Origin of the sequence: Cyclobacterium xiamenense, from assembly GCF_042140265.1 — a bacterium.
GTDB classification, from domain to species: domain Bacteria; phylum Bacteroidota; class Bacteroidia; order Cytophagales; family Cyclobacteriaceae; genus Cyclobacterium; species Cyclobacterium xiamenense_A.
In genome coordinates this window covers 744668-768022 of the sequence record NZ_CP159481.1, presented here as the reverse complement: position 1 = coordinate 768022, position 23355 = coordinate 744668, and the positions used below count along the sequence as shown (strand labels likewise).

Sequence of the window (23355 nt, the reverse complement as noted above, 5' to 3'; positions counted from 1 at the left end):
CGTTTAGGGATTATTCTTGATTGGCTTCGGGCTGTTGAGACTTGGGCAGGTAGTACAAAACTACCCTTCCATCCAGGGTAAGGTATTCCCTGGCCACGCGTTGAATGTCTGCTCGACTGACCTCACGGTATTTTTCCAGTTCCCGATTGATGTAGTCGGTATCCCCGTAAAACAACCGGGCCTCTGCCAGGTTTTGGGCAATGCCTTCAACCGTGGCATTTTTACTTACCAGGTCATTTTCAAGAATATTCTGAATTTTTTGAAAATCGTCTTCCGAAATGCCTTCCTCCTGAACCTGCCGAATCAACCGATCCACCTCAGCCTCCAGATCTTCCGGCTCCACCCCCATGTTGGTGATCCCATACATGATAAAGATGCCCCCATCTTCCAGATCCAAAGGTATGGCTGCGATAACCAGGGCCTTTTGCTGATTATCAACCAGTTCTTTGGTCATCAAGGAAGAGTTTCCTCCGGTCAGGTAGGTCGATAATATCTCCATGGCATAGGCATCCGGATGGTTTTTAGGCGGCAGGTTATAGGCCTGAATGATGGCAGGGATTTGAATATTGTCGTAGATCACATCCCTTATTTCTTCCTGCTTGCGGGGTTCTTCGACATCCGGGCGATAGATATCTCCCTTTCCTCTGGGAATTTCTGAAAAATACCTCCGGACCCATTCTTCGGTCTGATCGTAGTCAATATCTCCTGCTATGGTAAGAATGGCATTGTTCGGAACATAAAACTCCTTGTAAAATTGCATGAATTCCTCCAAACTTGCTGCGTTCAAGTGGTCCAGGGAACCGATAGGCGCCCATTGATAGGGGTGTTTGGAATAAGCTCTTGCCAGGGTCTCCGGTAAAATGGTCCCATAGGGTTGGTTATCGTACCGCTGTCGTTTTTCCTCCTTGACCACCTCCCGCTGGGTTTCCAGTCCTACTTCATCTATTTTCGCGTGCAACATGCGCTCACTCTCCAGGTAAAGTGCCAGTTCCAGGTAGTTGGAGGGCATCAGTTCGTAGTAGTACGTGATATCGTTACTCGTAAACGCATTCAGCGCACCCCCGTTGCTCTCTACCAATTCCGTGTATTCGCCCCGATCGATATTCTCTGATCCTTCGAATAGCAGGTGTTCAAAAAAGTGCGCAAAACCGGTACGCTCCGGGTCTTCGTTTTTGGAGCCTACGTGATAGAGAACCGAGGTCACCACAATTGGCGTTTGGTTATCCCGGTGCATGATTACATGAAGGCCATTTTCCAGGGAAAATTCCCGAAAATCGATGTTGGTCTGGCCTATAGCCAAGGTCTGCGTTAGAAAAACACAAACCAACCAAGTAGAAAACTTTTTCATAGGATTAGAGAGTATAATGGTTTCTGGTTGTTACGAACGATTTCACTAATCGCAACCTTTCCCAGGGAAAAAGGTTGCCACAACGGATGGCGCGGTACAACGCGGCAATCCTTCAATCCCGAATTCATGCCTTGATTCTTTCTACCAACGCTTTTGAGGCCGCAAGGTTTTTCTCGTGCTGGGCCTCCAAAACGGCAAAAAAATCGGTCGATACAAGTTCGGGGTTGCGAAGCAATACACCAAAATCGTGGATAGCCTTTTTTTCTTCATCCAGACAGTATTTTGCAATTTCTTTTTCGTTGTCGTGATCCAGCGAGGTTTTAAAATTTTTCCAGGACCGTTGAAAGAGATTCAAAAAACTTCCTGCCTCTATCGGTTTGCCCTCTAACCGGTAAATTTCTTCCACAAGCGCGTCCCGAAACACCATCTTCTCTTTGGCACGTTCGATAAAGAAGTCCTTCAAGGAACCCTCCGTTAGGTTTCGGGCAGCGTCTCTGTATCCCTTGATACTGTCATGAGCATGTTTGAGTAGTTGGTTCAAGTAGTTTATTAATTTCTGTTGAATTGCCATAGGTAGGTAAAATAACTAACAAAGAGTAAATATACCAAAATGCGTTGGACCTACCTATGATGAGACGGATAAGCTGCTTTCCGGGTTTGATTTTACCCCTACATTCGATATCTTCACCACAGGTAACTATTTGGCTCCAAAAAACATGAAAAAAAGGATTACAAAAGCATTCCTTTCCCTAAGCGGTCTATCGATTATTTTATTAGTTGCCGGATGTGCAGCAAAGGATGCCGCGGTACCGGAAAGCAAAAATTGGTACAAGGGAAACCTACACACCCACTCGTATTGGAGTGATGGAGATGAGTTTCCGGAAATCATTATGCGTTGGTACAAAGAAAACGGGTATCAGTTTGTCGCGCTTTCCGATCACAATATTTTTCAGGAAGGTGAAAAATGGGTGACCATCCGCCAGGACAGTATGTACCGGAATGCGTTTCGAAACTACCTGAATGATTACGGTGATTCCTGGGTTAGGTACGAAGAGAAAGGCGATACGCTGCGGGTACAGCTAAAAACCTTTGCGGAATATGCACCGCTTTACGAGGAAGAGGAACGCTTTTTAATGCTTCCTGCGGAAGAAATCTCTGCCGGATACGAAGGCAAGCCCCTGCACCTAAACGTGACCAATCTGGACCAACTGATACAGCCGCGGGAGGGCGGAAGCGTGGTAGAGGTATTGCAAAATAATATCAATGCCGTCCTGGAACAGCGAAAGCAATCCGGTAAACCCATGATGGTGCACATCAACCATCCAAACTTCCGATGGGCTATCACCCTGGAAGACATGATTCGCCTTAAAGGAGAGCGGTTCTTTGAAGTCTACAATGGCCATCCCGCAGTAAACAACCTGGGGGATTCGACGCGCATCGGATACGAAGAAATGTGGGATTTTATCAACATCGCCTACCTGGAAAAAGGACAGCCCCTGCTTTTTGGGCTCGCAACCGACGATAGCCATAGTTACCACGAACAATCCGCCAAACTGGCCAATGCCGGTAGGGGTTGGGTGATGGTGAAAGCCGAGGCACTGGCAGCAGGAGCCCTGATAGAAGCCCTGGAACAGGGCGATTTCTACGCATCTACGGGAGTAGAACTGGAAAAGGTTCATTTCGCCGATAACAAATTAGAAATTCGTGCGGTACCAAAAGAAGGCGTGCGCTACACCCTGGAGTTTATTGGCTGTAAAAACGGGGAAAAGGAAACCCGTGTCCTGAAAACGGTTCGGGACAATGCCGCCACATTCGAAGTCGAAGAGGACCTGCTGTTCGTCCGCTGTAAAATCACCTCTTCGGAAGCACAGGTAAACCCGGTGGAAAACATGCCCTACCAGCTGGCATGGACGCAACCCGTCCGTCCCATGGGCGCTGATTTAGAAAACTAACGGTCCCATATTTTCTCCAAACAAGCCCTATTATCCGGGAAACAAAAATATCCCTTTTTTAGTAAACCATAGACAACGGCCTTGCAGGGACGTTCCGGAAGGAATATCCCTGCGCTAAACCTTCGGATTCATGTTACAGCAACTCAAAACCTTGATCATTTTCTGGCTCCTTTTTCCTGTCTTTTCTCCCGTATTTGCGCAAAATACGAGAAAAATAAGCCTGGAAGACGTTATTAAAGAGTCGGCCTTCCGTCCAAAAACCGTAAACGGCATCAATTGGATGAAAGACGGCCGCTATTACAGTGCCCTGAAAAACGTGGACGGATTTCCAGTGGTGGTCCGAATAAATCTGGAGACCGGGGAAGAATCCAGGCCTTTGATTGACGGGAGAACGGTGGGCGTCGATTTTGACTCCTACGCGTTTAATCCGGATGAAAGCATGGCGCTTCTGGCATCCGAGGTAGAGCCCATATATAGAAGGTCAAGCAAAGCTGTATACCACCTGCTTCACCTCAAAACAGGGGAATTGCGGCAACTGCAAAACGGCGAGAAAATCATGTATGCGACACTGTCTCCCGATAATTCCAAGGTGGCGTATGTAAAAGAAAACAACCTGTTCTACGAGGAATTGAGCAGCGGTAAGCGTGTACAAGTGACCCATGACGGAGAAACCAACGCAGTACGCAACGGCGCTGCCGACTGGGTGTACGAAGAGGAGTTTTCCATGGCAAGGGCCTTTGAATGGTCACCGGATGGAAAAAAATTGGCGTTTATTCGGTTTGATGAACGGGAAGTGCCTGAATTTTCCATGCAAGTATGGGGAGATCTGTATCCGGAAAATTACTTGTTTAAATACCCGAAAGCAGGCGAAAAAAACGCCGATGTGCGCGTTCTGGTACACGATCTGGAGCAAGGACGCACCCAGCCTATGGATACAGGCCGGGAAGTGGATCAATACCTCCCCCGTATGTATTGGGCCAGCGACAGCCAAACACTGGCCATTGTCAGGCTTAACCGGCTCCAAAACCAAAAAGACATTCTTTTTGCAAACAGCACTACGGGTGCCTCAAAACCCATTCTAACCGAAACCTCTGCGACCTACGTGGACCTGAATTACAACGACCATTTTTTGTTCCTCCCCGAAGAAAATGGATTCCTCACCACCTCCGAAAAAGATGGGTTTAAGCATATCTACCAGTACGACCTGGAGGGGAATCAAACCCGGCAAATCACCAAGGGGGACTGGGAAGTTACCGAATTGGTCGGGGTGGATCTGGACGAGAAAAAAGTGTACTACCTGTCTACCGAAAAATCTCCGCTCGAACGGCATTTTTATTCCATCGGGCTGAAAGGGCAGGGTAAAAAATTGCTTACCCCCGAGCCGGGCACCCATGCCATCCGCATGAGTCCGGACCACCGGTTTTTTGTGGATGCCTATAGTTCGGTGTCCGAACCGCTGAAAACCCGACTCATGGATGCGGAGGGCCGGCTACTCAAACTACTCGAGGGAAACACGGAACTCTTGGAACGCATGGAAACCTATGCCTACCGGCCGAAAACGTTCTTCTCTTTTTCCATTCCGAACGGCACCGAGTTAAACGGCTACCTGATTCAACCTGCGGACTTTGATCCCTCCAAAAAATACCCACTGTTGCTCTACGTGTACGGAGGACCCGGTTCCCAAAATGTCGTCAATTCCTGGGGCGGGATGCGCGATTGGTGGCACCAGCACCTGGCTGCGGAGGGATACGTGGTGGCCTGCGTGGATAACCGAGGCACCGGTGGTCGGGGCAGGGCGTTTAAACACAGTACCTATGGTCAATTAGGTAAGCTGGAAATTCAGGATCAACTCGCGGCAGCAGCACACCTGGCCACCATGCCCTACATTGACGGCGAACGCATCGGTATCTGGGGTTGGTCGTATGGGGGCTACATGTCTTCGTTGGCACTCATGATCGGTCATGATGTCTTTAAAACGGCCATTGCAGTCGCTCCGGTGAGCAGTTGGAGGTATTACGACACCATTTATACCGAACGGTACCTGCAAACCCCGCAACTTAACCCGGCCGGATACGATAATTATAGTCCAATCACCCATGTAAATAAGCTTCGTGGAAACTTCCTTCTCATCCATGGAACCGGCGATGACAATGTCCATTTTCAAAACTCCGTGGAATTGCTCCAGGCACTCATTTCTGCAGACAAACAAGTAGATACATTTTATTACCCCAATCGCAACCACGGCATTTATGGCGGCAACACTACCTGGCACCTGTACCGGATGATGACGGACTACGTAAAAAATAACCTATAGTAACGGTACCTAACCCGTGGTGTTTTTTGTTTTCAGAGAAATAATGCTATATTCCCTATAAAATAGGAAGGCATGAAACAAACGATCCATAGCTCCCTGCAAACCCTCAGTCTGATCGCCGTAATCGGGCTCCTTGCCTGGTATTTCATTGGAAGCAGCGTGCCTACCCATACCCTTTTTACCTGGATGATCCTGCTATTGATTGTGACCGAGATTAGCAGCCTGATTCTGGTAGGTGGCAGTTTTCCGGAAAGCTATACCTCCCTAAAAGTTGGCGTCATAGCGGCATTATTTATTTTATTGGGAATCAAAAACATGCTTCCTTCATTTTTTATCCCCCTCACCCTGACCCTGATTGCGCTGAATTTCCTTTACAATTTTTACACGAGCAGCAAGAGAAAAAAGGGTGGTTACAAACGCAAGCGAAAACCCCTGCGGAATTAACGGGAGCAAAATGGCTGCTCCCATACACGCAACGCTGGCACCGGGACACCGCTTTTTATCAAATGGTGTTCGATTCCATTCGGAACCTGTTCGATAACGGACGAAAAATTCAAGACATACTTTTGATAATCAGTTTATTTAATACTTTTTCTATAGAAAAAATCTCACTTTTTTTCTGAGCGTTAGCTTCCTTGTTTTCCCTTTCTTTTCCAAAATCCGTCTCAATTTCAGACACATCCTGTATCAACTGTACGCTAGGGATACACTTTGCTGGGCAAATGGTCGGTCAAAAAGGTTTCATTTCAGCGGTAAAACTTTATTTGCAGATCCTGCATGGCTCTGTTCAGGATTGATGGTATGGCATTGGTAGAAAGGTAGGAAAACAGAACATCCATTAAATGTACACAGTCATGAAAACCTTAGCAACACTCCTACTTACATTCGGAATCGTCGTCGGAAGTATGGCCTCAGAAAAAAGTTTGACGGAGATTACGTCCATAAACAATGAGGGGCAGCGATTTACACTTCGATTGGCCGCTGCGGTAGGCCCCCTGACCGTTTCGATTTACGACCCCGAAGGAACGCTGATCGCAAAAGACCATTACCGGGTGGATTGCCCGTTAACAATTCCCTATAATCTAAGTGAGGTTCCCGAAGGAAACTACAAGGTGCACGTCACATCTAGTGAGGAGTCCGTACGCTATGCCGTAGCGAGTAAAAAACCCACACCAAAACGTCCGATGGCATATGCTAGGGTGTTGGACGAAAAAACGTTTTCTCTAAAGGTTTTAGGGGTGGAAAAACCCGGCACCAGGGTCACTATCTATGACCAAAACCACAAGCGAATCGCTACCGATACCATCGATGAAACCGGCGGGTTCTCGAAAAAGTACCACATGAAATTCATGAAAGTAGAGGAAATATACCTGTGCGTACACGATGCCGATGGGCGCGCCACCTACCTCTACCTGGATTAACCGCCCAACGCCAATAAACCACGCCGGGCTGCTCGTACAGTCCGGCCCTTTTTCTTTCTACGTTTGTCAGATTATTCTGCCAAAATCGACTGAATAAAATAGATCGATTGGGGAATCTGGGCCACCGACCGGGAAGACTCGTCTTCAATGAGTAGAAAATCGGTCCCGGCAATTTTGGCATGCCGGATGATCCCCTCCACGTCTATGTCTCCCTCACCCAACACCACATTGGACTGCTTATCTCCGGTCCCATCGCTGCTACCCGGAGTCCCCGGTTTGCGATCTTTCAGGTGCAGCAGGGGAAACTTATCCGGATGCGCCTTCAATAATGCCAAAGGGTCTGCTCCACCCATTTTCACCCAAAAAACGTCCATTTGAAAGTCGAAGTGTTCGGCATTTTCCATCATGTAGTCAAACAGGGTCCCTCCTTGGTAGGGAGTAAACTCGTATCCATGGGGATGGTAACAAAAAGTGAGTCCAGCGTCTTTTGCCAGTTTCCCAGCCCGATTGAACACCTCCACGGCCTCTTTCGCCTCTGACTCGCCAAAACTCCCGGAGCTGTGAGGAATCCAAAAGGTGACGATATACCTGGCGCCAAAAAACCTGGCCCGATCGATCACGGCCTGCGGATCGTCTCGCATTTCCTCATAGCCACCGCCAATACTTACCATCTGAAGTTGGTATTTTTCTAAAAGTGCCTTGTATTTTTTATCACTCAGACCATAGGTACCTCCCCCTTCGATAAAACGGACGCCCCATTGATTGATCAATTGATGGTACCGTTCCACATCGGTCTTCATCTGCTCACGAAGACTGTAGAGCTGAAGGCCGATTTCCTGTGCCCGAAGGGCCTGGGTGGGGGCTAGCAACAGCAGCGAAGCAAGGGCGAGTAGAGGTAGTAGGAGCTTGTTCATGGTTTTGCTTTTTACTTGTGATCAACATCAACGCTGGCAGGCTGAATAGAAAAGAAATGAAACAAAACGAAACGGGTCGACCAGGAGAATGTATCAACTAAGGTAACTTAGTCCTCTTTGAACCGGTCGAGTACATACAGGAAAATGTTGAACGATAAAGTAGACACCTCTTCTGAGGAAGTCTCTCCACCTGAGTGCCCCTCATCACCCAATTCTTTGTACTTGGGTTTTTTGCTGCCGTTTTTCTCTAGCGTATATCCCGAAAACGACCGGTCAGCCGCTTGTTTGGAGGATTGCTCCGCAGGCTTTTCGGCTGATTGGGGATGATAGGGGGCTTCTTTTTCTCGGATATCCGAAGGAATACTTCTCTCTTCCGTCTGCCCCTTAGCAGCTGAAACGGCAAAAAAACAGAACATTAGCCCCGTAAATAAAATTTTTGCATTACTTTTCAGAAGTATATTTCGTAAAACCACGTGCAGCCCGATTTAGGGTAGAGATTTATTGTGTAACTTTTGTATGTTTATTCAAAAATATTGAAAATTTCGTTGTCTTGCAACGTTTGGTCCCGAAACCTTTCCCAAGGTCGGACGGTCATTTCTCCGTACAGTCGGCAAGCAAATTGGATTTTAGGAATCGTTTAGAACAAAAATAGAACCCCTCAGTCCATGATTGAATCCATTGATTTCAACGCTTTTTCGGAAAATCATCCGGGAAATCATGTAATTGGAACCGCCCCTGCCCAAATCCAACGGGTCTCGATCGATTCGAGAAAAATACAAAACGGATCCGGTACCCTATTTGTCGCGCTCAGGGGAACCCGGCACAGTGGCTGGCATTTTGCCACAGACGCCTACAGGCAGCAGGTCAGAAATTTTCTATTGCCGGTTGAGGCCCAGTCTGAGGAACTGAAAACCGAACTTCTCGGAGCCAACCTACTGTTCTGTCCGGATCCGTTGCAAGCGCTGCAGGCTTTGGCACAGACCAACCGGCAAGCGTTTAAAGGAAGAGTAGTGGGCATTACCGGAAGCAATGGCAAAACCATCGTTAAGGAATGGCTTGCGCAGGTTCTTTCAGAGAATTATCGGGTTTTTAAGAACCCGAAAAGCTACAATAGCCAGATTGGGGTGCCCCTGTCCGCGTTGGGAATAGAAAGCGGACACCAAATAGCCCTGCTTGAAGCAGGGATTTCACAGCCCGGGGAAATGAAACGACTGGCAAGTATCATTCAACCTACGCTGGGAATCTTCACCTCCATTGGAACGGCTCATGATGAAAATTTTCAAAATCTGGACCAAAAAATCGATGAAAAATGCAGGCTGTTCGCCGGCTGCAGGTTAATCATCTATCGGCAAGATGTAGAAAAAATCAGTGCTTACCTGGAACAACACTTTCCCCCAAACCAACGGGTTGGTTGGTCCGAAAAAATCGGAGCAGATTATACGTTAACGGTCAAACCGAATGGAAAAAAGGGTAGCCGGATTTTATTGCTTGGACGCGATCTGAGTACCTACACCTTTACCACCGCTTTTCGGGATCCTGCCTCGTTGGAAAACATCCGGCATGTCATCGTGGCCGGGTTGGTATTGGGCATGTCGCCGCCATCCCTGCAGAAAGGCTTGGACCTACTGCGCACTGTCGACATGCGCCTTACCGCAAAGCAGGGAAAAAACCAGTGCAGGATTCTGGACGATAGCTACAACAACGATCTCGCCGGTCTGGACATCGCCCTGGAGTTTATGCGTCAGCAGGGAAAACCAGCGGGAAAAAAAGTCCTGATCCTTTCTGAGATGCTTCAGGTGGGAGTGGAATCCGCGGTCTATGAAGAAATCGCCCGCAGGGTAAGCCGGCAGGGCATTGACCTTTTTGTCGGCGTTGGAAAGACCTTCGATTCCTATAGGAAATTGTTTCCCGTAGACAGTAAATTCTATTCGGATACCGACAACCTGATCCAACACCTTTCAGATCTGAATCTGCAGGGAGACCTGGTCTTGGTCAAGGGAGCCAGGGCCTTTGAATTTGAGCGCGTGGTACGATTGCTGGAAGCCCATGTACACGACACCGTTCTGGAAATAAACCTGAACAGCCTGCGGCACAATTTCAACCACTACCGCTCAAAGCTACCGGCGGGCACCAAGATTATGGTCATGGTAAAGGCATTTGCCTATGGTAGCGGGTCGGCGGAAATCGCTCATCACTTGCATCAGATAGGTGCGGATTACCTATCGGTGGCCTACCCGGATGAAGGCGTCTATTTACGGGAAAGGGGTGTGGAGCTACCCATCATGGTGATGAATTCGGCAGCCCGACACCTGGACCTGCTACTTCGCTACCGATTGGAACCAGTGGTCTACGATCTCCAGACGCTGCGAGAACTCGCAGCTACCACCCCGGGTGACCTTTCCATCCACCTGGAGTTGGATACGGGTATGCGGCGGCTGGGCCTGGAGGAAAACGACCTGGAATCCGTTGCTGCACTTTTACAAGACCATCCAAAGATCCGCATTACAGGCTTGTTTTCGCATCTTGCGGCCGCCGACGAAGCCATTCACGAAGCATTTAGCCGGCAGCAACTGGCATTATTTGACCGATTGAGTCAGTTCCTCATGCAAAAAGTAACGGGCCGACCGCTTCGCCATGTGCTCAATTCCGCGGGAATCATCCGCTTTCCCGAATACGCACTGGATATGGTTCGGCTTGGAATAGGCCTGTTTGGTGTAGAAATCAACGGAATGGAGCAGGAAAAACTTCAGCCGGCAATAACGCTGAAAACGGTGGTTTCTCAGGTTAGAAAACTTAAAAAAGGGGAAACGATCGGTTACGGCCGAAAGGGCCGGATGTACGCCGACGGGGAAATTGCCACCCTTGCCATCGGCTATGCCGACGGATACGACCGTCGGTTTGGTAACGGAAAGGCCTATGTACAAATCAAAGGCAAAAAAGCCTGGACTATCGGCACCGTTTGCATGGACATGTGCATGGTCGATGTTACAGGTTTGGACGTACGGGAGGGAGATACCGTCATTCTTTTCGGAAAGAACCCCTCCTTGCAACAACTCGCGGCCTGGAGCAAAACCATCCCCTACGAACTGCTGACGGGGATCGGCAGGCGGGTGAAACGCCTGTATGTATTGGATTGAACTACCTTCCGTTTCGATCAATTAGTCGTGAGGATTTGGATATATTTTCGTTTATTTGTCGGTTACTTCGAACGACGTCCCGGATTGGTCGAATTGTCGAATCCAGGTCAGACTTCGAGCTTCACCAGTCTAACCAAATCGTTAAAAAACCCGATGGAAGTAACCTTTACGGCTAAAAAATTGACCTTTCTTTGGGTTTTGCTTCTTTTTTCCCTCATTTCCTGCGAGGACAGCTTGCTGGACGAGGTTCTGGTGTATGACAACGATTTTGGTACCTCCGATTTGGTCTATTTTGAAAAAGGCAGGCTCTATGATTTCAATGGAGATACGGTCCTGGGGTATTTTCATAACGAAGAGATACTGCTAAGGCTGCCGGACCTACCTTCGCACAATGCGCTAAAGGTCACGATCGATCTGTTGCTGCACGACAGCTGGGACGGAAATCCGGACAACATTGGCGGGCCCGATTTCTGGTACATGCACCTGGATGGCACTCAGGTGCTGCGTACTACTTTTTCAAACAGCCCCTGCGAATCCACGTACTGCCTGTACCAATCCTATCCGGATTCCTACCCTCGCTTCCATGAGCCCAAAACCGGCGCCCTAGCTACCGATCTGCCCGGTCGCTGTCAATACAGCACCACTCCCGGATGGACCAGCAGGTACCGGATAACAAAAATAATCCGTCATACAGGGAACGAACTGGAACTCGTATGCGGGGATGAACTGAAACAAGAAAACGCACCCGACCCCGTATGTGACGAGAGCTGGTCCATTGCACGAATTCAGGTGAGTACCATGACAGTAGATTAACATGAACAGAAGCCATCGTCTTTCCACCCTTTTTGGCACGGCCAGTTTCATCCTGGTACATTTATGGGCAAGCGTTCCCCTTGCCTGGGGTCAAAGCGTCAGCTTGAATCTGCCGATTTATGGGGAATACATGCGCAGGCAGCAATTGTTGGGCAATTTATCCGAAAATAGCAGTTTTATGATCCAGCCGCTGTATCCACAGCAAGCCTTCGGTACCTCCAATGGCCTGGACCTGGACGAAACGTTTACGGATGAGGATTTGTCCAACTTTAACTTCCGCACCAAAGACCAGAAGGGCCGCTTTCAATTGTTACCCTTGATGGTCCGGACACAATTTAACGAGGGCTACGGATTTGGGATCAACGACGGACCCATGATACCCAATAAAGGCATGCAATACCTGTTCAATGCCGGCATCTATTTCGAATACGGCCCACTGAGTATTCAGCTCCAACCGGAATTCATGCATGCGAGCAACCAGTTTTTTCAGGGTTTTCCGCTGGATCACTGGGGCAGTACCTGGTTGCAGTATTACGAATGGCTCAATACGGCGGATATACCCGAACGATTCGGAACTTCGGCCTATACCCATTTTTCGCTGGGTCAAAGCAGTATTCGTCTTAATCTGGGGGAGGTTTCACTCGGAGTTTCGAACGAAAATCTTTGGTGGGGCCCTGGACGAAATGCCTCGCTGCTAATGAGTAACCATGCACCCGGGTTTCTCCATCTCACGTTAAATACCCGGAAACCGATTCAAACCCGAATAGGTGCCTTCGAAGGACAGCTCATCGCTGGTAGGCTCGAAGCTTCGGGCTTTGCTCCCCCGCAAGCGGATTATGTTTACGCAAATACACCTTTGTACGTGCCCAAAAGACCCGAAGAAGATTGGCGCTACCTGTCCGGACTGGTGCTCAGCTACCAACCCAAATGGCTGCCAGGCTTGTTTCTCGGCTTTAGCTCCGTGTCCCAAATGTATCGTACCGACATGCAGCAACTGGCCGATTACCTGCCGGTTTTCAATGGAGAAAAAGGACCGGAAAATATTTCCAAACCCGATGTGGAAAAGAGAAATCAATTGAGCGCGGGATACTTCAGGTGGATCGATACCAACGGTCATTTCGAATTTTACGGAGAATACGGTTCCAATGGTAATAGCAGGACGATGTACGATTTTCTGATCAATCCCGATAAAAACCGGGCATTTACCCTGGGATTTTCCAACCTAATCCCCTTAAAAAGAACCGATGAGTTTTTCCAAATCGGCATGGAAATGACTCAAACCGGACAAACGATCCGAGAGGTAATTCTTGCACGTAATAGCTGGTACACCCATCCCCACGTCCGACACGGGTACACCCACAAAGGTCAGGTGCTTGGGTTTGGCTACGGTCCGGGTAGCAACGTCCTTTCGCTAGACGCTGCCTGGGTAAAGGGATTCAACCGCCTCGGATTTGCCATCGAATACATCAACCACAACAACGACTTTTACTACAAACGTTTTGAGGAAATCAAGGATTGGCGCCGGAAGTACGTGGATATCGTTCCTGCATTGATTGCCGAGTGGCGCTTTCAAAACCTTCTGGTGGCCGGAAAACTGCAGTACGTAAATACACTTAATTACAAATGGTACCTGGAAAATCACCCGGAGATCTACTTCGTGCCCGGATTGGACCAGCAGACCTTCGTGGCTCAGCTAGGGGTTTCCTATCTTATTCGCTAGGTAGTTTCTGATCCATAGCCAGAAGGGTATCCAAAATCAATTCGCAGGCCGCTGTGTAAAACGCAGGCTGTATGTTTTCAAAGGTATCGGTGGGCTGGTGATAATCCTTGTGATCGTCTACTCCAAAGTAAACAAACGGGATATTTCGCTCATGAAAGGGGCCATGATCGGAGGCTTTACTCCAGTCTTTTTCTCCAGGTGCACCATCGTTTCCCAACACCAACCGAATGGAGGACCTCCCGGCGGCAGCTTCGAGATAGGGGCGAAATTGAGGATAGAAACGGGTGCCTACGGCGTATAGCGTCCGGTCATCGCTCCGGCTGATCATATCCATGTTGACCACGGCTTTGATATCTTCCAGAGGAAAAGGGAAATCCTTGACCAGGGCTCTCGCTCCCAACAATCCTTTTTCTTCTGCGTCCGTGGCTACAAAAAGGAACGAATGTCCGGGCAGGTTTTTGGAAAAATAGGCCGCGATCTCCAACAATGCCGCCGTGCCCGAGGCATTGTCATCCGCCCCATTGTAGATAACCTCTCCCTTTTTACCCAGATGGTCGTAGTGAGCAATAACCAGAATAATCTTCGAAGAAACGGATCCGGGGATAAAACCCAGGATATTTACCCCCAAACCTTCCTGTCCCCTGGAGGCATCCAGTACAAACTCCTGTCGATACCCTGGAAACTGCGTGCCAAGGCCGAGGCTTTCGAATCGTTCCCGGATGTATTCCCTCGCCAGGCGTCCCCCATCCGTCATCGGCGCCCGCCCCTCCATGGCATCCGAGGAAAGCGTACGTAGGTCTGTCAACAACCGATTTTGGTCAATATTCTGTCCAATAACCAGGTGGGGAGCAACCCAAAAAAGTAATAAAATAAGCGGGGTAATCGTTTTCATACGAGAAGTTTTTACATTGCCTTGTGTATATTCGTGAAAATACTAAACTTTCTCTTGTAGATTTGACTTTGCTGACGAAATATATCCTTGCGGCAGGCTTGCTTTTTTCGACTTCCCTGCAAAGCGTTGGCCAAAATGAAGTGGTGGATCAGTTTTTAAGCGGAAAGTCAGTGGTATTCATTTCTGCCGCGACCAACGCAACACCATCCCTTTCCTGGAAAGAATTAGCCGAAGAAATCCACCCGGCACTCATCGCTGCCGGTGGAGACCCTATCGCCTATTACGAGTTGGAAGAGGCCATCCTTTCAGAGGCAATCAAAAGCGCCTATGCTGCCTTTTTTTCCCAAAGGCTGGTAAAAAACATTGTCTTGCTGATCCGAAAAAATAATGGGCAGTTCTATAGCCACGTGTTTCCCTTTACCGGAAATGCCAACATCATCGCTCCGGGAGTAAATTGGTCCGGCTCCTCCGAGGACCTGCAAGGAATAAAATCCCAATTCGAATCCCTCGGTACCGGCAAGCGCAGTGAGAACTTTCTGGTAATCGAAGTACCGGAATACCCTCCCGTTCCGGGAATGGAAAATAACGCTGCCCGAAACGGGTACTTGCCCCGAAACCCGCTCAACCTCGATGCCTTCAAACTCGGAGTACTTCTAAGCGGTGCATCGGGAAACGAAGCCTTCCTTAGCAGTTTCCGGCACGATGTCTACGGCAAGCCGGAGGAGCAGGTGACCGCAGAACAACGGGCAGAACGGGAAGGTATGGAATCCGTTTTTGCGAGTACCTATCCCTACGAAGTCGTTTTCCTCACCGAAGCGAGATCCAATCAGGACCTGATTCGGGACGGAGTACAGTTTCTCCTGATGAAACAGGAAGGGCGGGAAGCCGACCTCATGCAAAGCATGGGTCTGGACCCGCAGGCGAGCGAAACGCCTGACCGGGTAGTCATCAAATACTACATCCGCTTTCTCGTACGAGACGAGCAATACATCGGAAACAGCTGGGACGCCGACCCGGACTGGCGGGTAGCCTTGAAAGCTTTTTTAGAACAGATCTCGCAGTAATCGCTACCAGCGTCCCCACCCCAGCTGGGCTGATTTACCTTACCCCGGAATCGTACGCTTGTCCCGAAACTAGCCCGGGGGAAAGAGACGACTACACCGGAACGTCTCGGCTGTCAAATAGTGTATTGGGTTGATTCCAATGGATCCTAGCGACGTAGACGCTGCCATCACTGCCGTATTTTTCCACGCCTTTGGGCTGCATCCACTCTGCCACCGTCACCCATGTTTCTGAAGGACTGATCTCGGTCACCCCGAAATTTCCCAGGCGGGCGCCCCTTTCCGGTACCAGGATACGCTCCGTATCCCGCAACACCACCAGCCGTTCGGGATCTACCCTGGCCATAAACAAAGGTGCCCGGTGTCGAAATACGTGATCGTTACCCGCACCCCTACGGGTATAAACCAGATGCAACCCTTCGCTGTGTCGCACCCAATGCTGCTGCGTATTGTAATTACCCAAATCGCTGCCGTCATCAAACCTCCAGGGACGAATGGGTGCGTAGTGCATGCCGTCTTCGCTGGAGGTGACGTAGCCCTGAAGATCGTTTCGCAGACTGAGAAGGTATCTACCAGCGAAATAGGTCAGCGAGGGCTCATGAAGTCCCCGGGTATCATCTGCTACCGATAGCGTATTGCCCATCTCCCGAAAAGTCACCTGTTGCCCGTCGAAATCACAACGGCAAACGGCCACCCGTGAATTGTCCCCGGGCGGACTAAAATAGATGGGAAGCAACAGGCTCCCATCGGGAAGGTCCAGGCGCTGTACGCATCCTGCTCCGGCATTCTTAAAACGGTCCCCTTCCGGCATTTCCAATTTCTTCCAGGTATTCCAAAGGCCCTTTTCGGTATCGAAAACAGCGTAGGCAGTGTGGCGGGGTCGAGGATGCGTCACTTTCCAATCCGGCGTGTAGACAATCGTGTGGCCGGTGCCCAGCAAAACGCCGGTTTTAGGGTGCCATTTGGGCCAAAAATCACTGGCCACTACTGGCCGCTCCACATCATCAATGGTTTCCATTCGAGGTCCCAGACCAACGGACCGTTCGGGTTGGGTCCAGGTCGCTCCCCGATCCGGGCTTTTCATCCGATACATCCCTTTGAAGACATCGCTGCCCTCCAGTTCCAGGGTACTGAGCGTCATGATCACCTCCGCCCGATGGGGTATCAATCCGGCACGGGGATGCACCCAGCATTGCTTGCCATCAAAAAAACGGGTGGGTACCTGCAGGTCCAGACGGTAATCCAATGCTGGCTGCCACTTATCACGGGCAACCAGGGACCGAATCGGCAGGCATGCTGCGGCACCCGCAATCAGGCTTTTTCGCATGAAGGCCCTTCGATTGTCCGGATTTTGCTTATTACTACTCACGATAGGGAAATTACCAAAAATTCCCGAAAAAGGCCAGTAAAAGAAAAAAGAGTAGGTCAGCAACAGGATGCAGAAGAAAATATCTCCTAGCCTTAGTCCATCACCGCTTTATTCGCAGGCCAGCTTGACAAATGAGCCAGTGGCGCATTCCAGGGGCTGGGTTTTCCTGCAGGGCAGTGCATACTACCAATGCCGGAAACGGTTTTCGTTTCTTTTCTGTAAATGTATCCGGTACAGGAATAGCTCCCGAAGGTCTGCCTGCTTGCGTTCTTTGATGGCCCCTACCTTTTTCCATACCTGGATACCTTTTGGTAGAGTTGTGCAGAAACCTTATTTTTATCCGTCGAGAACAGTTCTTCTCCGGCAAGATCCCTGTCTACGGACCTCTGGTAACGCAAGCAGGACGTTCGCCCTTATGAGATTTATGCCATTGTTGTGAAAAATTTCGCTTGTTTTATTGTCCTTTCGCTTTGTTTGCGAGCCGTACAGGCGCAAGAGATAGAGGGCTATTGGGGACTTGCCGTGGGACTGAGATACCAAACTGTACAAGATCATTTGATCACAAAAAGCCGATACAATGGAGCGCCTGTCTATTTCTCAATCAATCATGAACGCCGAAAACCTGGTAAACGTAGCAACTTTCAGTTTGAGGGAAGTGTGGGACCACTGACGACGGGTGCATTCGTGCTGGGTCAGACTCCTGCACGCTACCGGCAACCAAAAATCACCTCCTACTGGAATGAAATCAGCTATTCTTCACTTTTTGTACTCCGTAGCTCCGAAAAGGCCGACTGGTGGTTTGGCCCCTCGCTATCCAATCTGATCCACGTACGCTTTTCGCCCCGATGGGATAACAGCTCGATAAATTACGACTTCAGTGGCAATCTGCAGGCGGAACTTCGGTATCGCCGAGGCTTTCGCCTTCTTGGTAAACCTATGAAAGGGAATGTCGGCCTTAAACTGCCCTTACTTGGTTACGTAACCCGCCCCATATTTACGGGCGTGCCGGATTTTTTGGATCAGGAAAGAAGCTTCGAAAGCCAGTTGTTCGAAAATACGTCCGTACGTTGGCTTGGGGATTTCCCCCGGATTCAATTTGACAATTTTGTAGAGTTTCCAATTGCCGGTGAGAATAAAATCCAACTCCTCTACTATTGGGAGTATTATTCGTATCGGTATCCCAATCCCGTACAGACTGCCGCCCACACCTTGGGTATCAATTTTCTAATGCGAACCAAATGAGAAAAATCCAGGGAATATTGCTGTTTTGGATCTTGTTGCTTTGCACGGCTTGCGAACTAGCGCTGTTGGATTCGCCGCCAGAAAATACCCACCGGGAGAATTTTGACACTCTCTGGGAAGTAATGAATGAGCGCTATTCTCTTTTTGCGTATAAAAAAATAGACTGGGATAGCCTGAGGAATGTCTACCTGCCGTTGGCACTTCAAGCGCAAAACGATACGGAGCTTTATGACGTCATGGCTGCGATGCTCCATACACTGCGAGACGGGCATGTGAATCTCCGAACGCCTTTTGACATCAGTAGGTATCTTCCCTACAGGGACCATCCTGCCAATTATAGCTTTGATGTGCTGGAGCAAAATTATCTGGGCGATTATCGGATTACCGGATACCTGCTCAACCAGGAAATCGATGGCGTGGGCTATATCCATTACCGAAGTTTTGCTACGCCCATTTTAGATTCTGAATTGGATTTTGTGATCGAACGGTTTGCCGATTTACGAGGTGTGGTAATCGATATCCGCAACAACGAAGGTGGAAATCCAGCGAACGGACTGAAAATCATTTCGCGGATAATTTCCGGTCGGACCAGGCTTTTTTCCTACCAATTGAAAACGGGGCCTGGTCCCAATGATTTTTCCGATAAAAAAGATATTTTCCTCGATCCGGATACCGAAAACCCCAAGTTCCCCGGCAAAATCGTAGTGCTGACCAATCGTGTCGTCTACAGCGCAGGTAGCTATTTTGCAGCCTATACCAAAGCCCTGCCCCAGGTCGTACTAATGGGGGACGATACAGGAGGAGGCTGTGGAGTGCCCGCAGGTTATGACCTTCCCAACGGTTGGTATTTCAATTACAGTTCAACGATCGGCTATACCGTAAACGGGCTAAATTTTGAGAGCGGCGTCCCCGTAGACATTCGGGTGAGCATGACTCGGGAAGACATGGCTGCCGGAAGAGATCCGATTTTGGAGCGAGCAATTGAGTACGTGAAAACCGGGAACTAAACCGCTAGCATCTGTGCTCGAAAAAAATTCGGGTTGGCTTTTTTTTCATGCCAGACTACACCGGTCAGGAATCCGCCCCGATCATTTATACAAGTGGGATTTGAAAAGCCGTATGGATCAACGATCGGAAAACAGCTTCCACGCTGTCCCGGCACTGTTCGTACGTAATTGCCTCTGCATGCTGCAGCATCGACCCGTTCGTTTGATGCTGCTTATTCCCTTTTTTGCACAAAGCGGAAGCACCTGTCTACCTGCTTCGGGAAGCCGTTAAGCATGGAGCATTTTTGCCACTGGCCAATTTCGCCCCCCGCGAAAAGGCCTGCAGAAAGCCACATGTTTCCTATGGCAACGCATAAGACACCGATCGATCAGAGCCAACCATTCCTCGGAAGCAGTCTCGCGAAGTTTTCTGAGGGGTAAATTGCGAATGCATCGCTGCATCGACCGAGGCTTTGCCCCGAAATTGGCAGAGGAGGATGGTCGGGATAAATCGTTCGGAAATTCCGCCGGCCTGCCGAATACGCTCTATCGGCACATACGGAGGAAAACCCTTGTCGCAGCCCCCTGTACCCGTGCCGGAACGATGCAGCAATTGAAAAAGGCATGCCCCAAGGGGACATGCCTGACACTTCGTTTGAGCAGATTTTACTTTGGGTGATAAACAACTCTTCTACTTTTTCAAAGTGTATTTTATTTGTCTATGGAACCGACCACGCGTTTCATAAACGCATTCATGGCCTCTTTCTTATCCGTCCCCTCCTTGATCATTTGGTTAACTTCCATCGTACCATAAAGATTGGAAAGCAACTCACCCATCACGTCCAGTTCCTCGTCTTTCAGCGAATTGATTTCTGTCATGGATTCTAACAACTCAATGGTTTCCACCACCCAGTCCTCATCATTTTCTTCAATAAATTGCAACACGTGTTTAATTATTGGTAATCTCATCAATCAGTGTTTTTAGGACTTCTTCTTTATTGGTTTGAACCTGATTCACCACAACGCCTTTATTAAAAACCGCAAAGGTAGGCAGGTTATTTACCTGGGCCAATTTTCTAGATTCAGGCAACTTTTCGGCATCGACGTACAAAAAAGTGACCCCTTCGTGGGATTTGCTCAACCTTTTCATTTTTGGCTTCATGATCCGGCAATTGCCACACCAGGTCGCTCCGTATTGGACCACCACTTTTTCGTTCTCCTGAATGATTTCTGCTAAATTATCCGTCGCTAATTCCTGTAACATATAGTTTGTTTAATTTTATTGAAGCCGCAAAGGTAGTGACTATTGCTAGCACAATCCAATTGATTCTGTCTATGGCTTATTGAACCCTAGTAGAAGCTTTTTTGAGCAAATGGAATCAAAGCGAGTATCAGGGCCTGCTGGTAATATTCCAGTCGGTTGACTGCCCCATTTGTCAGGATTCCGACCGCCCCATTGCCTTGCTTGGAATTGGTTCGCTGAAAAACGCGGTCGTCGGCCTCTCCCAGTTCTACCCCCTCACGAATCAAATTGGATAGTACTTCCGGTAGAAAAAAGGTCGCCGTCTTGGCTTTCCCGATCCGCCCGGTGGCATCCAGAACCACCATCCAGGCAAAAGCCACCATTTGTTCGCCCACTTCGTCGACTCCGCCCTCGATGCCTACCCAGAAATCGGCTTCTGGAAATGCTTTTTTGGCCTCTGAAGCCCGGTTATAGGCGCCGGTGTAGGTCTCCACCTCACCATGGGGCTGGTCTTTCACGTTGGAGTCGACGTTCAGTCCTTCTACGAGAAAGTAATCGTCAAAAAGAGATTGAAATGCCTGTTCAGTGCTTTTTACTTTTACCGGGTTTTTACTGCCTACAATAACTAATTTTTGTCTTTCTTGTTCCTGGTAATTTCTTCGTTTCGGGAATGCCATTGGGTATAGTAAAGTTGGAAATCATTTGGGTCAGGCCATGTTGTGGTAGACATGGTTTACATCGTCGTCTTCTTCCATCCGCTCGATCATTTTGTTAATATCTTCTTCTTGTTCGGGGCTTATTTCGGTGGTAGACATCGGAAACCGCTGCATGTCTGCACTGATCACTTCGATCCCTTTGTCTTCCAACGCTTTTTGCATGTTGCCAAAATCCTCAAAAGCGGTATAAACAAAGATCTCTCCTTCGTTTTCGTCGATATCCTCCAGGCCAAAATCGATCAACTCCAATTCCAACTCCTCCAAATCCCATTGGTCTTTGGGAAATCGAAACACCGCTTTCCGCTCGAACATAAAACTTACCGATCCGGTAGTACCGAGCGAGCCCCCCGCTTTGGTGAAATAATGCCGGATATTGGCGACCGTCCGGTTAAGGTTGTCGGTGGACGTTTCAACGATGACAGCGATACCGTGTGGGCCGTAGCCTTCGTATACAATCTCTTCGTAGTCTTTTTCGTCTTTATTGCTGGCACGGGTAATCGCCGCCTCAATCCGATCCTTGGGCATGGATGCGCCTTTGGCATTCTGGATCACCGTCCGCAACTTCGCGTTGTTTGCCGGATCGGGTCCTCCCGCCTTCACGGCCATCACGATCTCTTTACCAAGGCGCGTAAATACCTTGGACATTTTGCTCCATCGTTTGAATTTTCGCTCTTTTCTAAATTCAAATGCTCTTCCCATACTAATTTTTTTTCAGGTTTGTAAAAATAAATAAATTTTTCATTCGAACTAATGCCGGGGTCAAACAAACCCAAACATATCTTTTGCGGGCAGCGACCCGGTTCAACTTATTCCCTCGCATTCCGTATCACTTGTATACGCAGCTTACCGAAACTCGCCCTACCATGGAGCCAATGCTTCCGAACCTACCACAGTCCCCGTATCCACGAATCGTTATCGTGGGTGCGGGTTTTGCCGGCCTGAAGCTCGCAAGAAATCTGCGCAACAAGGCCTATCAGATAATCCTCCTGGACAAAAACAATTACCACCAGTTTCAGCCCCTTTTCTATCAGGTAGCCACGGCCGGATTGGAACCAAGCGCCATTTCCTTTCCCTTACGGAAAGTCTTCCACGATACGCCAAATGTAACCTTTCGCATGGGAGTAGCCAAACGGATTGACCAGCAGCAAAACCGCTTGTACACAGAGATCGGCTACATCGATTACGATTACCTGGTACTGTCCATGGGTGCCGACACCAATTATTTCGGAATGGAAAACATCATGAAAAACAGTATTCCGATGAAATCCGTGTCCGAAGCACTCTTTATTCGCAACAAGATCATTTCTAACTACGAGCGGGCAATCACCATCGCCGATGAGTCGAAAAGAAAAGCCTTGATGAACGTGGTGATCGTGGGAGGAGGACCTACCGGTGTAGAACTGGCCGGGGCCATGGCGGAATTGCGCAACAAGGTGTTTCCGAAGGATTATCCCCAGCTCAATTTCCAAAACATGAAAGTGGTGCTGGTAGAAGCCGGAGGATCGTTACTCGCGGGTATGAGTGCCGAATCAGGCAAAAAGGCAAAAACCTATCTGGAAAAACTACAGGTAGAAGTGCTTCTTCAAACCACCGTCTCCGATTACGACGGACTGAACGTAATCATCAACGGAGAAACCCGCTTTCAAACCCATACGCTGCTCTGGGCAGCCGGAATTACGCCCAATCCCATCGAGGGGATTCGGGAAGAGCAAACTGCAAGAGGAGGACGCTTGCTGGTGGACGACTACAACCGACTTTATTCCAGTAAAAACATCTTCGTGCTTGGGGATGGATGCCTGCAGCAATCGGAGGACTACCCACGGGGTCATCCTCAGGTAGCCCAGGTGGCCATTCAGCAGGCCCAAAATCTCAGCGCAAACTTACTGGCGAAACTCCGACAGCAACCGGAAAAACCTTTTCGTTACAAGGACCTGGGAAGCATGGCCACCGTTGGTAGAAAACTGGCAGTTGTAGATTTGCCCTTTGTCAAATTTCAAGGACTGCTCGCATGGCTTACCTGGTTGTTTGTCCACCTCATGGCGATTGTAGGCGTAAAAAACCGAATTTTTATCTTTTTGGATTGGTCCTGGAACTATCTTGCTTTTGACCCCTCTCTTCGCTTACTGATCAAACCCACCATTTCCAAGCCCCAGGACCGGGAAAAACTGACGACAAAAAAAAATTAATTGCCACTTTTCCTGAAAATTAACATTTGTTAACAAGGCAC

The 23355-nt window shown here is 49.0% G+C and carries 21 protein-coding genes; 11 read left to right on the top strand and 10 right to left on the bottom strand.

All coding sequences use genetic code 11. The features are described from left to right. Positions 1-10 precede the first annotated feature (10 nt). Both ABWH99_RS03315 and ABWH99_RS03310 read right to left on the bottom strand, forming a co-directional pair. A complete protein-coding gene (locus tag ABWH99_RS03315) occupies positions 11-1348 on the bottom strand; it encodes a M16 family metallopeptidase (RefSeq protein WP_375584893.1) in 1338 nt (445 codons plus the stop codon). A gap of 124 nt (positions 1349-1472) precedes the next feature. Next, the gene (locus ABWH99_RS03310) at positions 1473-1889 is read right to left on the bottom strand and encodes a PA2169 family four-helix-bundle protein (protein WP_375584892.1); all 417 of its coding nucleotides are present in this window, start codon (positions 1887-1889) and stop codon (positions 1473-1475) included. A gap of 175 nt (positions 1890-2064) precedes the next feature. Here ABWH99_RS03310 and ABWH99_RS03305 point away from each other — a divergent pair, with 175 nt between their 5' ends. The 4 genes from ABWH99_RS03305 to ABWH99_RS03290 all read left to right on the top strand — a co-directional run bounded on the left by ABWH99_RS03305 (position 2065) and on the right by ABWH99_RS03290 (position 7035). Continuing rightward, positions 2065-3300 (top strand): PHP domain-containing protein, encoded by a 1236-nt coding sequence (locus tag ABWH99_RS03305; RefSeq protein ID WP_375584891.1) that lies wholly within the window; start codon positions 2065-2067, stop codon positions 3298-3300. A gap of 130 nt (positions 3301-3430) precedes the next feature. Next, positions 3431-5614 carry a S9 family peptidase gene (locus ABWH99_RS03300; protein WP_375584890.1) on the top strand — a complete coding sequence of 728 codons (2184 nt, stop codon included), beginning with the start codon at positions 3431-3433 and terminating at the stop codon, positions 5612-5614. Between the two features lie 72 nt (positions 5615-5686). Beyond that, complete coding sequence (locus ABWH99_RS03295) at positions 5687-6058, top strand: hypothetical protein (RefSeq protein ID WP_375584889.1); 372 nt, start codon at positions 5687-5689, stop codon at positions 6056-6058. A gap of 410 nt (positions 6059-6468) precedes the next feature. Next, positions 6469-7035, top strand: a complete 567-nt coding sequence (locus ABWH99_RS03290) for a hypothetical protein (RefSeq protein ID WP_375584888.1) — start codon at positions 6469-6471, stop codon at positions 7033-7035. 71 nt (positions 7036-7106) lie between these two features. Here the strand turns inward: ABWH99_RS03290 and ABWH99_RS03285 are convergent, their stop codons facing one another. Then, complete coding sequence (locus ABWH99_RS03285; protein WP_375584887.1) at positions 7107-7949, bottom strand: sugar phosphate isomerase/epimerase family protein; 843 nt, start codon at positions 7947-7949, stop codon at positions 7107-7109. A 107-nt stretch (positions 7950-8056) separates the two neighbouring features. Continuing rightward, positions 8057-8365: a hypothetical protein gene (locus ABWH99_RS03280; RefSeq protein WP_375584886.1), complete on the bottom strand. Its 309-nt coding sequence runs from the start codon at positions 8363-8365 to the stop codon at positions 8057-8059. 249 nt (positions 8366-8614) lie between these two features. Between ABWH99_RS03280 and ABWH99_RS03275 the strand changes: the two genes are divergently transcribed. From ABWH99_RS03275 to ABWH99_RS03265, 3 genes are all read left to right on the top strand, one after another. After that, entirely contained in the window at positions 8615-11086 is a 2472-nt protein-coding gene (locus tag ABWH99_RS03275; protein WP_375584885.1) for a bifunctional UDP-N-acetylmuramoyl-tripeptide:D-alanyl-D-alanine ligase/alanine racemase, read from the top strand. Between the two features lie 153 nt (positions 11087-11239). Beyond that, entirely contained in the window at positions 11240-11899 is a 660-nt protein-coding gene (locus ABWH99_RS03270; protein ID WP_375584884.1) for a hypothetical protein, read from the top strand. A 1-nt stretch (position 11900) separates the two neighbouring features. Then, entirely contained in the window at positions 11901-13619 is a 1719-nt protein-coding gene (locus tag ABWH99_RS03265) for a capsule assembly Wzi family protein (protein ID WP_375584883.1), read from the top strand. On the opposite strand, the gene ABWH99_RS03260 is transcribed toward ABWH99_RS03265, so the two are convergent. Next, positions 13609-14511, bottom strand: coding sequence for a M28 family peptidase (locus ABWH99_RS03260; RefSeq protein ID WP_375584882.1), 903 nt, complete (start codon positions 14509-14511; stop codon positions 13609-13611). The genes ABWH99_RS03265 and ABWH99_RS03260 overlap by 11 nt on opposite strands. A gap of 62 nt (positions 14512-14573) precedes the next feature. On the opposite strand from ABWH99_RS03260, the gene ABWH99_RS03255 reads away from it, so the two are divergent. Further along, complete coding sequence (locus ABWH99_RS03255) at positions 14574-15575, top strand: NTPase (RefSeq protein WP_375584881.1); 1002 nt, start codon at positions 14574-14576, stop codon at positions 15573-15575. Positions 15576-15666: 91 nt separating this feature from the next. Here the strand turns inward: ABWH99_RS03255 and ABWH99_RS03250 are convergent, their stop codons facing one another. Then, a complete protein-coding gene (locus ABWH99_RS03250; RefSeq protein WP_375584880.1) occupies positions 15667-16941 on the bottom strand; it encodes an exo-alpha-sialidase in 1275 nt (424 codons plus the stop codon). Between the two features lie 435 nt (positions 16942-17376). Here ABWH99_RS03250 and ABWH99_RS03245 point away from each other — a divergent pair, with 435 nt between their 5' ends. Next, positions 17377-18183, top strand: a complete 807-nt coding sequence (locus ABWH99_RS03245) for a hypothetical protein (protein ID WP_375584879.1) — start codon at positions 17377-17379, stop codon at positions 18181-18183. After that, the gene (locus ABWH99_RS03240) at positions 18180-19190 is read left to right on the top strand and encodes a S41 family peptidase (protein ID WP_375584878.1); all 1011 of its coding nucleotides are present in this window, start codon (positions 18180-18182) and stop codon (positions 19188-19190) included. The genes ABWH99_RS03245 and ABWH99_RS03240 overlap by 4 nt, the downstream gene beginning before the upstream one ends. Positions 19191-19880: 690 nt before the next feature. On the opposite strand, the gene ABWH99_RS03235 is transcribed toward ABWH99_RS03240, so the two are convergent. The 4 genes from ABWH99_RS03235 to ABWH99_RS03220 all read right to left on the bottom strand — a co-directional run bounded on the left by ABWH99_RS03235 (position 19881) and on the right by ABWH99_RS03220 (position 21827). Continuing rightward, positions 19881-20138 (bottom strand): DUF6952 family protein, encoded by a 258-nt coding sequence (locus tag ABWH99_RS03235; protein WP_375584877.1) that lies wholly within the window; start codon positions 20136-20138, stop codon positions 19881-19883. Then, positions 20119-20433, bottom strand: coding sequence for a thioredoxin family protein (locus ABWH99_RS03230; protein ID WP_375584876.1), 315 nt, complete (start codon positions 20431-20433; stop codon positions 20119-20121). The genes ABWH99_RS03235 and ABWH99_RS03230 overlap by 20 nt, the downstream gene beginning before the upstream one ends. An 86-nt stretch (positions 20434-20519) precedes the next feature. Then, complete coding sequence (gene yjjX, locus ABWH99_RS03225; protein ID WP_375584875.1) at positions 20520-21089, bottom strand: inosine/xanthosine triphosphatase; 570 nt, start codon at positions 21087-21089, stop codon at positions 20520-20522. 30 nt (positions 21090-21119) lie between these two features. Beyond that, entirely contained in the window at positions 21120-21827 is a 708-nt protein-coding gene (locus ABWH99_RS03220; protein WP_375584874.1) for a YebC/PmpR family DNA-binding transcriptional regulator, read from the bottom strand. Between the two features lie 164 nt (positions 21828-21991). On the opposite strand from ABWH99_RS03220, the gene ABWH99_RS03215 reads away from it, so the two are divergent. Then, entirely contained in the window at positions 21992-23314 is a 1323-nt protein-coding gene (locus tag ABWH99_RS03215; RefSeq protein WP_375584873.1) for an NAD(P)/FAD-dependent oxidoreductase, read from the top strand. Positions 23315-23355: the final 41 nt, after the last annotated feature.